This is a genomic window from Microvirga sp. 2MCAF38, assembly GCF_052115485.1.
In the GTDB taxonomy this organism is placed as follows: Bacteria; Pseudomonadota; Alphaproteobacteria; order Rhizobiales; family Beijerinckiaceae; genus Microvirga.
Genome location: NZ_JBFRGU010000001.1, coordinates 726813 through 741053 on the forward strand (window position 1 = coordinate 726813; position 14241 = coordinate 741053).

The 14241-nt window shown below is 60.5% G+C and carries 15 protein-coding genes and 1 tRNA gene; 5 read left to right on the forward strand and 11 right to left on the reverse strand.

Annotation, left to right across the window (positions count from 1 at the left end; all coding sequences use genetic code 11):
* Positions 1–79: 79 nt before the first annotated feature.
* A complete protein-coding gene (locus AB4072_RS03435) occupies positions 80–2818 on the reverse strand; it encodes an ATP-binding protein (RefSeq protein WP_441965497.1) in 2739 nt (912 codons plus the stop codon).
* Between the two features lie 194 nt (positions 2819–3012).
* Here AB4072_RS03435 and AB4072_RS03440 point away from each other — a divergent pair, with 194 nt between their 5' ends.
* Entirely contained in the window at positions 3013–3387 is a 375-nt protein-coding gene (locus tag AB4072_RS03440; RefSeq protein WP_441965498.1) for a phasin, read from the forward strand.
* 33 nt (positions 3388–3420) lie between these two features.
* A complete protein-coding gene (locus AB4072_RS03445) occupies positions 3421–4077 on the forward strand; it encodes a phasin family protein (RefSeq protein WP_441965499.1) in 657 nt (218 codons plus the stop codon).
* A gap of 7 nt (positions 4078–4084) precedes the next feature.
* Here AB4072_RS03445 and AB4072_RS03450 read toward each other — a convergent pair whose 3' ends face one another.
* Positions 4085–4660 (reverse strand): hypothetical protein, encoded by a 576-nt coding sequence (locus tag AB4072_RS03450; RefSeq protein WP_441965500.1) that lies wholly within the window; start codon positions 4658–4660, stop codon positions 4085–4087.
* A gap of 358 nt (positions 4661–5018) precedes the next feature.
* On the opposite strand from AB4072_RS03450, the gene AB4072_RS03455 reads away from it, so the two are divergent.
* Together AB4072_RS03455 and AB4072_RS03460 are read left to right on the forward strand one after the other, a co-directional pair.
* Positions 5019–5726 (forward strand): outer membrane protein, encoded by a 708-nt coding sequence (locus AB4072_RS03455; protein ID WP_441965501.1) that lies wholly within the window; start codon positions 5019–5021, stop codon positions 5724–5726.
* A gap of 357 nt (positions 5727–6083) precedes the next feature.
* Positions 6084–6215: a YHYH domain-containing protein gene (locus AB4072_RS03460; protein WP_441965502.1), complete on the forward strand. Its 132-nt coding sequence runs from the start codon at positions 6084–6086 to the stop codon at positions 6213–6215.
* Between the two features lie 87 nt (positions 6216–6302).
* On the opposite strand, the gene rpsU is transcribed toward AB4072_RS03460, so the two are convergent.
* The 4 genes from rpsU to AB4072_RS03480 form a co-directional block, all read right to left on the reverse strand.
* Positions 6303–6590 carry a 30S ribosomal protein S21 gene (gene rpsU / locus AB4072_RS03465; RefSeq protein WP_441965503.1) on the reverse strand — a complete coding sequence of 96 codons (288 nt, stop codon included), beginning with the start codon at positions 6588–6590 and terminating at the stop codon, positions 6303–6305.
* A 225-nt stretch (positions 6591–6815) separates the two neighbouring features.
* Positions 6816–7043: a hypothetical protein gene (locus tag AB4072_RS03470; RefSeq protein WP_441965504.1), complete on the reverse strand. Its 228-nt coding sequence runs from the start codon at positions 7041–7043 to the stop codon at positions 6816–6818.
* A 41-nt stretch (positions 7044–7084) separates the two neighbouring features.
* Positions 7085–7285 (reverse strand): hypothetical protein, encoded by a 201-nt coding sequence (locus AB4072_RS03475; protein WP_441965505.1) that lies wholly within the window; start codon positions 7283–7285, stop codon positions 7085–7087.
* A gap of 125 nt (positions 7286–7410) precedes the next feature.
* On the reverse strand, positions 7411–7620 hold the full coding sequence (locus AB4072_RS03480; protein ID WP_441965506.1) for a cold-shock protein: 210 nt from the start codon (positions 7618–7620) through the stop codon (positions 7411–7413).
* Between the two features lie 673 nt (positions 7621–8293).
* Between AB4072_RS03480 and AB4072_RS03485 the strand changes: the two genes are divergently transcribed.
* Positions 8294–9712 carry a M20 family metallopeptidase gene (locus tag AB4072_RS03485; RefSeq protein ID WP_441965507.1) on the forward strand — a complete coding sequence of 473 codons (1419 nt, stop codon included), beginning with the start codon at positions 8294–8296 and terminating at the stop codon, positions 9710–9712.
* Between the two features lie 173 nt (positions 9713–9885).
* Here AB4072_RS03485 and AB4072_RS03490 read toward each other — a convergent pair whose 3' ends face one another.
* The 5 genes from AB4072_RS03490 to AB4072_RS03510 all read right to left on the reverse strand — a co-directional run bounded on the left by AB4072_RS03490 (position 9886) and on the right by AB4072_RS03510 (position 14195).
* Entirely contained in the window at positions 9886–10254 is a 369-nt protein-coding gene (locus AB4072_RS03490) for a hypothetical protein (RefSeq protein WP_441965508.1), read from the reverse strand.
* A gap of 528 nt (positions 10255–10782) precedes the next feature.
* A tRNA-His gene (locus tag AB4072_RS03495) sits at positions 10783–10859 on the reverse strand.
* Between the two features lie 123 nt (positions 10860–10982).
* On the reverse strand, positions 10983–11963 hold the full coding sequence (locus AB4072_RS03500) for a tripartite tricarboxylate transporter substrate binding protein BugD (RefSeq protein ID WP_441965509.1): 981 nt from the start codon (positions 11961–11963) through the stop codon (positions 10983–10985).
* A 61-nt stretch (positions 11964–12024) separates the two neighbouring features.
* Entirely contained in the window at positions 12025–13527 is a 1503-nt protein-coding gene (locus AB4072_RS03505) for a tripartite tricarboxylate transporter permease (protein ID WP_441965510.1), read from the reverse strand.
* Entirely contained in the window at positions 13527–14195 is a 669-nt protein-coding gene (locus AB4072_RS03510) for a tripartite tricarboxylate transporter TctB family protein (protein ID WP_441965511.1), read from the reverse strand. The genes AB4072_RS03505 and AB4072_RS03510 overlap by 1 nt, the downstream gene beginning before the upstream one ends.
* Positions 14196–14241 lie beyond the last annotated feature (46 nt).

Consider the following 14241-nt stretch of genomic DNA (forward strand, 5'->3'; position numbering starts at 1 on the left):
CAGGAATAGCGAGCGTCGGGCTATCGCAACCTCCGCCATGTCCTCGAACCGGGCACGGCGTAGTTAGAAACTCCGTTTGTCACTCGGCCAGCACGCGTGTTGGCGGGAAAATCACTTCGACAAGCGTGCCTTCATGCGGGTTGCTCGAAATTTGCAACGCGCCGCGGTTCGCCTCCACCAGAGCCTTGGTCAGCGGCAGGCCGAGACCGGTTCCCCCGCGCCGATGCGTGGTTGCGATCTGGCGGAACGGCTCCAGAGCTGCCTCGATCTCGCCATCCGTCATGCCGATGCCCGTGTCGCGCACGCGGAAGGCGACCTCGCCGCGATCCGTGAGCGCGGTGGAGAGGATCACCTGTCCACCCGCATCCGTGAACTTGATGGCGTTCGATACGAGGTTCAACACGATCTGCCGGATGGAGCGCTCATCCGCCACCACCGGGGGAAGCTTCGGCGCGAAGCTCGTGCGCACCACGATACGGTCGCGTGCGGCCTGCGGCTGGAACATGGCGCTGCAGGATGAGACGAGATCATTGAGATTGACGCTCGTGAAGGTCAAATCCATGCGGCCCGCCTCGATTTTCGCGAGATCGAGCAGGTCGTTGACGAGAGAAATGACATGCGCGCCCGAGGCGTGGACGTCTCTCAGATAATCCTTGTAGCGCTCGTTGCCGATGGGGCCGAAGCGCTCTTCGAGCATCACTTCCGCAAAACCGATGATCGCATTCAACGGCGTGCGGATCTCGTGGCTGATCTTCGCCAGAAAATCGGATTTCTGCGCGGAGCCTTCTTCGGCGTTGCGCTTCGCCGCCACAAGTTCGCCTTCCGCCTTCTTGAAAGCGGTGATGTCGCGCAATACGGCGCAGAACTTGCGGTGCGGGCCCTCATCCACATGACCCATGGTCATGAACAGTGGAATCGCTCCACCCTGACGCACGCGGCCAAGAACTTCGCGACCATCATTGAGAAGGCTCGCGACGCCCGATGTGCGCAGCCCTTCGAGATAGTCGAGAGCGACGATGTGACTCTCGGGTGCGAGCAACACCGTGATGGCATCGCCCACGACCTCGCGCTGATCGTAGCCGAACAAGGCCTCGGCGGACCGGTTCAGGGAGAGAATGCGCCCGGTCTCATCGAGAGCGATAACGCCGTCGGTCGCCGTATCGAGGATCGATTCCAGCTCCCGAATCCGCGATTCCTTCACACGAAGATCCATCTCCGTAGCGCGCAGGCGCTGGCTTGCATCCGGTTCATGAACACGACGAACGAGAAGAAGGCTCGCCGGTTCGTCGGCCCATACGACCGGGGTGACGCGCACGTCGACGGCGACATTGGCGTTCGCGCTGTTGGTGAGCGCGATCTGCGCTCCTCCCCCTTCCGCATGCAACAGAGTTGGACTGCCCTTGAAGAGGTGACCAAGGCCGCCTGCCGACGAGATCTCGTCGGCATCGGCATAAGCGGCGAGTTCGAGCAGCGCACGGTTTGTGAAAAGGATGCGCTCGTCCCGGTGCACGAGTATGCCGATGGGCAGGCGATCGAGCACGGGGTCAGCAACAGCGGGTCGCGGCGGCGGAGGAGCCTCCTCTACCTTCGCCACGTCCTGGGCCGGCTCAGGTGTCGGCTCAGGCGCAACAGCAGTCGACTCAAGAGCTGCTTCGCTCTCAAGCCGTGCGCCAAGCGCACGCGCGATTTCACGAAACGCGTTGCGTTCGGTGTTCGAGAGGCCGAGAGAGGCCTCGCCGACGGGCCGAGCCTTGATGACCGGAGTGCTGAGGGGTTCCTCCGGCGTTAGCGTTTGGGGCACTGGAGCCGGTTCAGCCGGGGTGCTCGCCAGGGACGCGGCGACCTGCTGCTGCAGGATCGCAAACCAGTTGTCTTCGTCCGAAGGCACCTCTTGTGAAGGGGCTTCGGCACGCTCAGCTTCGGCCGCTTCCTTTTTATGGGCAACCTCAGCCTCAAGGCTTTGGACGTCAGATTCGATGTAAGGCTCAGCGGGCTCGGGGGCAGCGGCGAGGTCGGCAGGCACGCGCTCTTGCACAGCATCAAGACGCATCAGGCCAAAGCCGCGAAAACCGACGAGGGATTTGTCCGGTCCGAAAACCGGCATGCCCGCCCAATCAACGGGCACTTGCTGCGTGCTGTTGTCGATGGACCAGTAAACGACCCGGCCACTCCAGGTTTCGCGACGCGCGAACAAGGACGCAACTTCGCCATCCGGGTCCTCGACAACGGAGCGCGCGACCTCGACCCAAGTGAGGCCGAGAATATCAGCCGCCATCGGACCGACGGTTTCTGCCAATTCGGGCGAGATGTGAATGAAGCGCCCTTCTGCGTCGGCCTGCCAGACGAAGCGAACTTTACTCTGCCGCTTCGTTCCCATCTCCACCACGGGAACGGGTTCTTCGACTGGGGCTCCCGCCCCGCGTGGTAGAGCCTCGCCCTTCGGCGCCGCGCCGATGATAGCTGTAACCAGTACGGCCCCTCCATCGTCGAGATCGGCCATGCGGCAAGCACAGGTGATCGGCGGCGCGAGTCGGTCGGGATCGAGCCAGAGGCGTTCGAGGCGCATGCCCTGACGCGGAGCCATACCGGAGGCCAATGCCCGCAATCGGTCGCGCGCTTTCAACGATGCCTCGACCTGTCCGGCCGTATCGGCAAGCGCATTGCGCAGCCCCTCGGCGGTGCGCGATGCCCACAGAATGCGCTCGGCCGATACGTCCCAGACCAGAATGGCCGGGTTCGATTTCGCCAAGGTCGCGAATGCGGGATCGGCGGCAAGCCGCGCGATCATGCTTTCATACCGGTTCGGACTATCCGTCATGAACGGCCTCGCCCCCACTTGCCTCACTGTGAACTTCGAGAGTTTTTAGACCATTCTTCGTCCCCGCGCCTGTGCGGACGGCGACTTTGACATATTTACCGCTCGCTAAGGTTAACCGGAAGGCCCCTACTTGATTTTTGCATTGCACAATTAAATATTGCAGTGCACAATGAAAGCCTTGCAAGGAGAGTGCTATGCCAGAGAAGACCAAAAGTTACGAGATCCCGACCGAAATGCGCGATTTCGCGGAAAAGAGCGTCGAGCAGGCCCGCAAGGCCGTCGACGGCTTCCTCGGCGCCGCGCAAAAGACCGCCGAAACATTCGAAGGTTCGACGAACTCTGCCCAGGCCAGCGCCAAGGAAGTGACGCACAAGACGTTCAGCTACGCCGAGCAGAATATCGCCGCAGCCTTCGACTTGGCCCAAAAGCTCGTTCGCTCGAAGGACCTCAACGAGGCCATGCAGCATCAATCCGAGTTCGTGCGTACCCAGCTCGAAGCGATGCAGGCGCAGGTCAAGGAGCTCGGCTCCCTGACGCAGACCGCCATCAAGCAAGCCACCAAGAAGTAAGCGGAAGTTTTCGTCTTCAGCCAGGAGAAGACCATGGCCGAAACCAAATTGCCTAGCCTAAACCCGGGCCCGAAGACGCCCGCGGTCGCCAAAGCCAGCCTGCCTCCTCAAAGTCCCGTCGTCGAAGCAAAGGCCCGTGCCCTTCCGGCCGCGTCGGCCGCTCCTGTCTTGCCCGCGGACGTGCAGAAGGCAAAGCCTGCCGTGAAAACCGTCAAAGCTTCCGTGAAAGAAACGAAGTCTACGGCGAAGGAACCCAAGCCCGTGCTGAAGGTCGCAAAGGCTCCCGTGAAGGCTGCAAAGGCTCCGGCCCAAGCCGCCACGGTAGCACCCAAAGCCAAGCCTGTGGTGCCCAAGGCCGCTATGCCGCCGAAGCCCATTGTGGAAGTGCCCGGCGAGGCGCTGCGTCTTGCCCTGACAGAGGCCGCAACCGCGACCACTCACGGCGCGCTTGCAGTAAACGACAAGGTGCTTGCGGCGTTTCGCGCCCAAAGCGATGCGGCTTTCGATCTCGTACGCTCGACCTTGAGCGCACCTTCAGTCGCAGAGGCCCTTCGCCTTCAGGCCGGTGGTGTGCGGCAGGTTTATGAGACCGCCAGCAGCCATTGGAAGGATGTCGCGGAGACGGCCAGGACCTGGATCGACAAGAGCGTCCGGCCGATCCATTCCGTTTGGACGGACCGGTTTCGCTGATTTTTCGCTAGATGCTATCGGGCTGCACCAAAGCGGCCCGATAATGCTCTTGAACGAACGACAGCGGCTGCCCTTCACCGTCTCGCAATAACGCGCGATGTTCCAGAACGATTCCTGGCAAACGCTCCTCATCCGGCGAGATTAAAATTCGCGACAAGATCGTTTGCCGTGTGGGCCGAAGAGCGGACACCACCACGCCAAAAGGAATATCGGTTTTTCCGAGATCGGCTATCATGGGCGGCGTGAGCCGCGCCGGCAGAAACCAGTTCTCCGCGTCCGATAAGCAGACGCCGCCTCGCATGAGACGAACCCGCCGATAGGCGATCTCGCCTTTGGAGGCGCGAAGCCATTCCTCGGCCAGGCCGCTCTCGCCCTCTCCCAAAGCCGCAAGACGGTCGATGCAGTGCGCCACGACCGGCCCGTCGCCGATTCCAAACTCCTCACACCACGTCTGTAGGACCTGCGTTGCGCTGGCGGCCACGCGAAGTCTCCCATCGAGTTCACCGACGAGATCATGAACCTGGCTGCTTCTGCTCGGCACGAGGGGTAAATCCGGAATCGCCTGTTTGATCGGAATGAACACGCAACCCCATACGGGCGCGCAAGCCCCTAGCGCCTATCGCGATATGGGAACCCTTGCAAGCCGACGATGCGAACGAAAAAGAAGGCCCCGCCGTGTGGGCGGGGCCAAGTATCCTCGTTACTCGTCTCAGTTCGTGGGCTGGAACAAGCCCTCGGATTGAGGCACAGCCAATCTGCAAACGCAACATTATCCGGCAAGATATGGTAAATGGACTGTTAAGTATTTACACTTTGTAAAGCACAGTAAAACGACCCCTCAACTTCGTAATTGCGTTATATTATTCAACTCTCTAAAGATCCAAACACAACAGGCAGCCTATCGCCTTGTGAAATCTAGTATCAAGTACGGAAGAATTGCTATGCGTAACTCCCTTCTCGGATTGCTCGCCGGTACCGCCGCAATCATCATTGCCGCCTCCTCGGTCAACGCGGCCGATCTGCCGTCGCGCCGTGCTCCGGCTCCGGTCTATAACGCAGTCCCCGCCTTTACCTGGACCGGCTTCTACGTTGGCGCGAACGCCGGCTATGGCTGGAACGCAGGCACGAGCCGCCACTACGACCCGGCTTTCGGGTATGTGGGCGGCAACAAGAGCGGCGGCTTCACCGGCGGCGGCCAGGTTGGCTACAACTACCAGATGGGCATGTTCGTGATCGGTGCTGAGACGGACCTTCAGTACGCTTCGGTCGGCAACAAGGGTGGCTATTACGGCCCGCTCTATTACCGCGGCAATTCGAACGGCTACTTCGGTACAATCCGTGCCCGCGCCGGTCTGGCCATTGATCGCGCTCTCGTTTACGGCACCGGCGGCTTCGCTTACGGCGATGTGGGCGGCAACAGCGGCAACGACGCGCTCCTCGGCTACCGCCGCGATCGCGACACCAACGGCGGCTACACGCTGGGTGCGGGCGTCGAATACGCTGTCACCGACAATGTCACCGCCCGGGTTGAAGGCCTCTATGTGAACCTCGACACCAAGAGCAATTACGCTCTTGGCGGCGTTTACAATGGCCGTCGTGACACCGAATTCGGCGTCGTTCGCGCTGGTGTGAACTACAAGTTCAACTGATCTCCAAGTCGAGACCAGATCGAAAAGGCCCGGTGTTCGCACCGGGCCTTTTTGTTTGCGCACCCGTTCGGTCGTGACTCAGTTTGAGGAGAATAAGGCACAGGCTTTCCCTCCCCTTGCGGGGAGGGACGAAGGGTGGGGGTCGTCTGCCCGGGTGAAACTTTCATACGTCTGGCGCTGGAGCAGCCTTCCTATTTGCAGGATCACAGGCAACGCTCTGACTTTTCAACCCCCCACCCCTGCCCCTCCCCACAAGGGGGAGGGAAGAGCGCAGGCCAAACTGAGTCACCACCCATTTTCTTGCAATGCAATCTTTGATTGTAATATCGATCACAGCTCCTGAAAGGTGTGCTCGCTATGAGACTAACCTTGTCTTTGCTTCTTCTCTCGCTGTTTCTTGTCTCGCAGGCTTTCGCCCATGGCGGAGGGCTGGATCGCAACGGATGCCACACGAACCGCAAGACCGGCGATCGTCATTGCCACCGGTAAAATATCCCGATCCGTTCGAATCTTGACGAATAGACAAAATAAAAACGCCGGACACGAGGTCCGGCGTTATCTTGGATCTTCTTTGATTTATGCTTCCGAGCGCGGTGCGGCGGACGGAGCGCCTGGGCGGCGCGGGCCACCGGCAAAACGAGGCTTCGGCTTTGGAGCGGCGATCAGGCCTTCGCGAATGGCCTGCTTACGAGCCTGCTTCCGGGCGCGACGAACTGCCTCACCCTTTTCACGGGCCTTCTTTTCGGAAGGCTTCTCATAAGACTTTCTCTGCTTCATCTCACGGAAGACGCCTTCGCGCTGCATCTTCTTCTTGAGAACTCTGAGCGCCTGCTCAACGTTGTTGTCGCGAACGAGTACTTGCAAAATATGTCCTTACCGAATTGTTGCCGAGCGCCACACGCATTCCCTGCGAAAGGCTGGAACGGCTTGCTACAGCGACCAGAGGATTCTTGAATGGGCGCGGACTATAACACATTCCGTGAACTTTGCACGTCCTGCTTTTCCCATTCGCCCAAAGCGATTTTCCGAATGCCTGGAATGATTCAGAACAAATGGAAACCGGTTGTTCGCCCTCATGCAGCATCAACCCTACCCCCGCGAGCGGGTGAGCGTCTTGATCGGGATGCGGGGCTGGCCCGATTTTTCCGCGATCGCATTGTCCTGATCTTCGATGATCCGGCGCGCCGGCTCGTCACCGTCGAGACCGCCGACGGCGGACGTCGGCACACGGCGGTTGGAAGATCTCGCACCATTCTCATAGAGAACGTCGAACAGGACATAGGCGCTCTCGAGCGGCTTCGACTTCTTGCGAGCCATCGGGCCTGCCTCTTTTCGTAACTGGGTTCGGCTGCCTGATCCTACCGAACGCGGCGGACGCTCGTGATCTGCCCTTCGGGCAGATGCCCGGCTTCCTGCTGTTCTTTCGCGATCGCGAGAGCGAGATAGTCTTCGCTTGGGCCGCCATGGTTCGGCACCACGAAATAGGCAGTGCGTCCGTCATCATAGCTCGCGGCGAACATGACGGATTTGACCGGGGCGGGTTTCCTGAAAGCGAACATGACCTTCTCCAATGCGCCCCTTTCGGACGCGTTTCTCGCAGATCTTGCGAATAGAAAGAGGCCGCACCTAGGCAGGTGCGGCCTCAATAAGCGGCGCGATTTGTCATCACGCCAAAGAGGCGAACTTAGTCAGCCTGAATGTTGCCGACTGCAACCTTACCAGTGCGACGATCTTCCTGAGTGTCGAAGGAGACCTTCTGACCTTCGCGAAGGCCACGGATGCCTGCGCGCTCAAGAGCGGTAGCGTGGACGAACACGTCCTTCTCGCCGTTGTCCGGCTGAATGAAGCCGTAGCCCTTTTGGTCGTTGTAGAATTTCACGGTGCCCGTAATCATCGGGTAGTCCTTTCAGTGGCATCAAGTGCACGTTGACGCAGACCCGCAACGCGCGCGCCTGCACAGAGTGTCGAAGTTGGAAGAGAAGTCAGCACGTGCGCCCTCAGTACAGCGAAAGGCGTAGCGGCCCAGTTGTCCGGCCAAAGTCGATCAACCCTATATGGATGCAGAGTGAGGCAATTGCAAGGGGTGGCCGCGCTAAACTCTTGCTGCCATGGTCCTAGACTATCGGCGCCTGAGTCAAACGCCCTGCATATATGGTTGAACTTGATCGGAGATCTAGAGACACGCTCCCGTCTAAAGCGTTTTGAAGTTCAGTCTGACGTCACATCCAATTTCCAACGAGATAACCTACCAAATCGCTCGGCACTATCCAAGCTTAATATTCAACCTGTGGATGATTTGAAACGTTACTATGAAACTTAAACTATATGCGACGCCCGCGCTCACTTGAGACCGATGAGGTACTCTTCCCTAACTGGAGAGCGCGATGATATTCTCTCGCCTGAATATGATCAGCACCGTTCTCCCGTGAACTTTGAGCCTCTAACGCGCTGCTCATCGAGTTCCTTTAGGTCGCCGATAGTTTTCACAGGGATCAGGAGTGCAATGCTCTGGACTTGCCGCTGCGCCTTGGCGAAATATCCGATGAGAGCAAGTTCTGGAGTCGAGAATGAATAATCGAAGCGAGATATGGCAGCAGGTCGATACGGCCAAGGATAGGCTGATCGCGTTAAGTGATCGGATCTGGGGCATGCCGGAAGTCTGCTATACCGAAGCGCGTTCTGTTGCCGAGCATATCGAGGAATTGCGTCATCACGGGTTCCGCGTCACCGAGAATGTCGCCGGCATCCCGACCGCCGTCATCGGCGAGGCGGGCGAAGGCGGTCCGGTCATCGCGTTTCTGGGCGAATACGATGCCCTGCCAGGTCTCAGCCAGGAAGCGGGTGTCGCCGAACATCGCCCCATTGAAGCCGGCGGTCACGGGCATGGATGTGGTCATAACCTGCTTGGCTCCGCCTCGCTGCTCGCGGCAATCGGGTTGAAGAATTGGCTCGCCGAAAACAAGATTCCCGGCCGTGTACGCTATTACGGCTGCCCGGCCGAGGAAGGCGGAGCCGCCAAGGCGTTCATGGTACGTGCAGGGGCGTTCGACGACGCGGATGTCGCGATCTCCTGGCATCCCAACAGCTTCTGGGAAGTCGCGCCGCCGCTGTCTCTCGCCAACACGCGCGCCGATTTCATCTTCACCGGACGTGCGGCCCACGCAGCAGCCTCGCCGCATCTCGGACGCAGCGCTCTCGATGCTGTGGAGTTGATGAATGTCGGCGTGAACTATATGCGCGAACACATGCCGAGCGATGCCCGCGTGCATTACGCTCTGCTCGATACGGGGGGCATTGCGCCCAACGTCGTTCAAGCCCATGCGCGAGTGCGTTATTCCATTCGAGCGGTCGACCTTCCCGGCATGCTCGAATTGGTCGCACGCGTGCACAACATCGCCAAGGGCGCGGCGCTGATGACGGAGACGAAAGTCGAGATGCGCATCGTCAGCGCGGTCTCGAACATCCTCGGCAACTCACCGCTCGAAAAAGCCTTGCACAATGCGATGGAGGAACTCGGTCCCCCGCTCTTCGATGAGCAGGATCGCAAATTCGCGCGCGAAATCAGAGCGACGTTGTCTCCTGAGGAACTTGCTTCCGTCTATCGAGCAATCGGACAACCGCAGACCGACACACCGCTTGCCGACTTCCTTGTTCCCCTCGACGCGCAGCGCAAACCGATGATCGGCTCTACCGATATCGGCGATGTCAGTTGGGTGGTGCCGACCGTTCAGGCTCACGCGCCGACCGTGGCAATCGGAACACCATTCCACACATGGCAGATTGTTGCGCAAGGCAAGAGTCCAGCAGCCCACAAAGCCATGGTTCACGCCGCGAAGGCGATGGCGGCCACAGGCGCCGCGATGGTGACGGACGTCTCCCTGCTGGCGGCGGCGAAAGCAGACCTCACTGAGCGAACACGCACGACACCGTACGTCTCCCCTCTTGCGGAGGGTGTCGAACCCCCGCTCGATATGTCCATCGCCTGAGCTAAAGACACGAAAAGCGCGCCGCCCGAACGCTGAAACAACAGCAGCGTTCGGGCAGCCTTGGCGCGACGGGCTGCGTTCGGGTCTATCGGACAGCGCCATCGGGGCGATGGAGCAACAATTTTCTCGGCGACGCTAAAAACTCCAATGAAAGCGATCCAGGGATCAGCGCATTAGTAGCAGGCCACACTGTATTGTCCCTGGCTTTGCATCGCCATGCCGGTCATCGGCCCCATCGCGCGGGCCGCCAGTGCGCCGCCCGGCGCAAAACTGACGGCGGCCGCTGCGCCGGTCGCCGCCATGCTCGCCGCCTGCGTGGCTCGCGAATGCGCCTGAATCTGATCGATGCATGATTGCGCAGAAGCGTAGCCCCTGGCGCGTTCTTTATCTTCCGGTGTGGCATCGGGACTGCTGGCCACCGCCTCGGCGGCCGCTTGGCGACCAGCCATGTCGGCGCGCAACGCACTCATCCGAGCATCGCTGCTGCTGCAACCCGCAGCAAGAAGACAAAGCATGGCTGCGAAAAGATGTCTGGTATTCATAATTAAAAATATCCTTCTCACGATGCACGCGCGGTGAGGACGCCGGCCGGAGCTCCCGAATGCGAGTCTGGCAGCAAAAGCACTGACACCACGACAAGCTTGAGCAGTCCCGTACGCGAATTTCTTTCTTACAATTTACAATCAGCATCACTGATTTCTGCCAGACGATGCTGGCCAACAGCGAATATCTCCTTTGTGCTCTTCAGAAACCCATCGAATCCATGGTTCTTTGAGAGATATTCTTTCAAATTCCGGGCCCGGGCGGTGATTGAAAATGCACTTCCAGATGTCCGGAACGACCACTTTAGCCGAAGCCGATGCGCGATTACGAAGATTGCCGCCACACCGGCCATTCGCTGCGCAGCGCCCAAGCGATTCTTGACCGCTAGTTGGCTCGGACAACCGGGATCGCGGACAACACTATTCGAAAGATGGGGATGGCGAAGAGGAGGGGGTTCTGCAAAACGACTTGCAAAACGGACGCCGTAAGCGGAGCGATAAAATCAGCTCAACCCCTTATGGCGCAAATGGTACAGCCGCCCCGGCTCGAACGGGGGACCCCCAGATCCACAATCTGGTGCTCTAACCAACTGAGCTACGGCTGCACGCCGGGCAGGGTGTAATCGCCCCGGCGGCAGATTTCAAGGCTTGTTTGTCGTCGCAGCGGTGCAAATGCGAACGGCGGGCCGCAAGACCCGCCGTTCCTGAGGAAATAAGCAGGAAGACCCCTATTCCGTCTTGGTTCCAGCCTTGAGGACAGGCGTCCAGCGGGCCACTTCGGATTCCACGAGCTTTTGAAGGGCCTCGGGAGTGCGCTCAGCGTCGGCGGGCAAGACGCCGCCAAGATCGAGCAGACGCTTGCGGGTTCCCTCGTCACCCAGAGCTTTCACGAGGGCATCGTTGAGCTTCTTGGTAATCTCAGACGGGGTGCCCTTAGGCGCGAAGACAGCGTTCCAGGCACTGACTTCGAAGCCATCGAGCCCCGCTTCTTTCGTGGTCGGAACGTTCGGCAGGGCGGGCGAGCGCTGCGCTGTCGCAATAGCGAAGGCCTTGATGTTGTTGCCTTGAATCTGTGGAGCGACGTTGACGATCTGGTCCGTCATGTAATCGACCGTGTTCGCCATCAGGTCATTCAAGGCCGGTCCTGTGCCGCTATAGGTGACCATCGTCGGCTTGGTCTTCATGACGGAACTGAAGAAGATGCCGGTCATATGAGAGACCGAACCCACACCGGCATGGGCCATGTTCACCTTGTCACCGTTGGCTTTCACGTATTCGAGAAAGCCCTTGAGGTCAGCGGCCGGAAAGTCCTTTCGGGCGACGATGACGATCGGCGTGCCGGCGGCAAGACCGATCGGCGCGAAATCTTTCGTCGGATCGTATTTGAGGTTGGGATAAAGAGCGGGCGCCGCGCCATGGGTACCCATATGGCCCATCATGATCGTGTAACCGTCCGGCTGGGCCTGCGAGGCGCGCGTAATGCCGGTGGTGCCGCCTGCGCCGGCGACGTTCTCGATCACGATCTGCTGGCCGAGCGTGCGGGACATGTGATCGCCGACGATCCGGGCGATCACATCCGTCGGACCGCCCGCCGCGAACGGCACGATCATCGTGATGGGGCGCTGCGGATAGGCTCCCTGCGCCTGCGCTCCTACAGCGGCGAATCCGAGGCCGAGGCTTGCGGTTAAGGCTATCGCTAGTTTGTTCATGTTTCTCTCCCTGGAAGATCTTGTCGTCGGCAAATTCATCATCGTTCGTCGGCGCGGCACATTACTCTACGAACACCTCGTCCCTGCCCTTCCGAATGGACGGCAGCAGCGCCAGCACGAGAAGAAAAACAGCGAGCGCGAGCAGGCCCGCACTGACGGGGCGTTCGATGAAAGTCGCGAGCGAGCCGCGCGAAAGGATCAGTGCGCGCCGGAGGTTTTCCTCCATGAGTTTGCCGAGGACGAAGCCGAGCAGCATGGGCGCAGGCTCGAAGCCAAACTTGATGAGCATGTAGCCGATGATGCCGAAGAGGCCGATGAAGACCACATCCGTCGGCAGCGAATTGATGGAGTAGATGCCGATGGAGCAGAACATCAGGATCGCCGGGAACATGAGGCGGTAGGGCACCTTCAGGAGGCGCACCCACATGCCGATCATCGGCAGGTTGATGACCAGCAGCATGAGGTTACCGACCCACATGGACGCGATCATGCCCCAGAACAGGTTGGGGTTCTTGGTCATGACCTGCGGGCCCGGGACGATGCCGTGGATCGTCATGGCGCCGACCATCAGCGCCATCACCGCATTCGGCGGAATGCCGAGCGTGAGAAGCGGGATGAAGGAGGTCTGTGCACCGGCATTGTTGGCCGATTCAGGTCCGGCAACGCCCTCGATGGCGCCACGGCCGAAGCGGCTCGGGTCCTTCGCGAGCTTCTTCTCGACGGTGTAGGACGCGAACGGTCCGAGCACGGCGCCGTTGCCGGGCAGGATGCCGAGGATCGAGCCGATCACGGTGCCTCGCAGAACCGACGGATAGGCCTGCTTGAAATCCTCCCGGTTCGGCAGCAGGCGGCCGATGGCCTGGCGCACCACGTCGCGGGTTTCGGTCTGATCGAGATTACGCAGGATTTCGGCGACGCCGAAGATACCCATGGCGAGCACCGCGAAATCGATACCGTCGGAGAGGAACGGCAAGCCGAAAGTCATGCGCTCCTGGCCGGTCTCGAGATCGGTGCCGACAGTGGAGAGCAACACGCCGACGAGGATCATCGCGATGGCCTTGAGGATCGAGCCGCGTGCGAGCACCACCGCGAAAACGAGACCCATGACCATCAGCGCGAAATATTCCGCCGGGCCGAAGATGAGAGCGAGTTTGGTCAGCGGCGCGCCGAGCGCCGCGATGACGAGGGTCGCGACGGTACCGGCAAAGAACGAGCCGATGGCGGCGATGCCGAGCGCGACGCCGGCGCGGCCCTGCCGGGCCATCTGGTGGCCGTCGAGGGTGGTGACAACCGATGTCGCCTCGCCCGGAATATTGACGAGGATCGCCGTGGTCGAGCCGCCGTATTGCGCGCCGTAATAGATGCCGGCGAGCATGATGAGGGCGCCGACTGGATCGAGACCGAAGGTGATCGGCAACAGCATGGCGATGGTCGCGATAGGACCGACGCCGGGGAGCACCCCGATCAGCGTGCCGACGAGGCAGCCGAGGAAGGCGAGGCCGATATTCTGCAGCGACAGCGCGACGCCGAAGCCGAGGCTGAGATTGGCAATCAGATCGTTCATCAGCCTTGCTCCATCTCGACGGCCATGTCGACCTTCGTCGTGTGGCGGTGGCGACCGGTCATGAACAGGATGATAGCGCCCAGCACCATGAGGGCGGCAACAGCGCGCAGGATGTCCTTCTGTGACCAGCCTTCGGGGAAGAGTGTGGTCAGGCTCTGCGGAAAGATCGGGATGGGCAGGTTCAGCATGTCGCCGAAGAGCAGCATGCTGAACGGCGTGAGGCTCAGGGAGAGGATCAGCAATTCCCGCAGCCGCGCCTCGGAGGTGGCGCAACCGGCGATGAGGACGGACAAGGGACCGGCGACAACCATGCCGAGGCCGGGCAGGCTGACCGGACCGAGATTGAGCGGCCGGATCGTCGCCGCGAAAGCGAGGATCGCCAGAATCACGAAGACCGGCCCGCGCAGGCTCCACCGCTCGAGCGCTTCGCCCTGTTTGACGAGCCCCGTCACGAGCAGCGCGAGACCGCTCAAGCCGACGCCCATGGCGAGCCAGTCGGGCAGCATGGCCGGCCCCATCGCCCGCAGCGTCCCGCGCGGAAGATCGCGCATCAACCAAAGCCCCAAACCCGCCAGAGCAATCAGAAAAATGCCGCCCGCAACATTCTGCTGGCCGCGTATCGGGCTACGGCGCTCCGGTTGCCCAGTGCGTTCACGTGAAAGAGACATCGACGTCCTCCCCGACCGGGCGCGTTGATCGCACCCTGTTCTGACT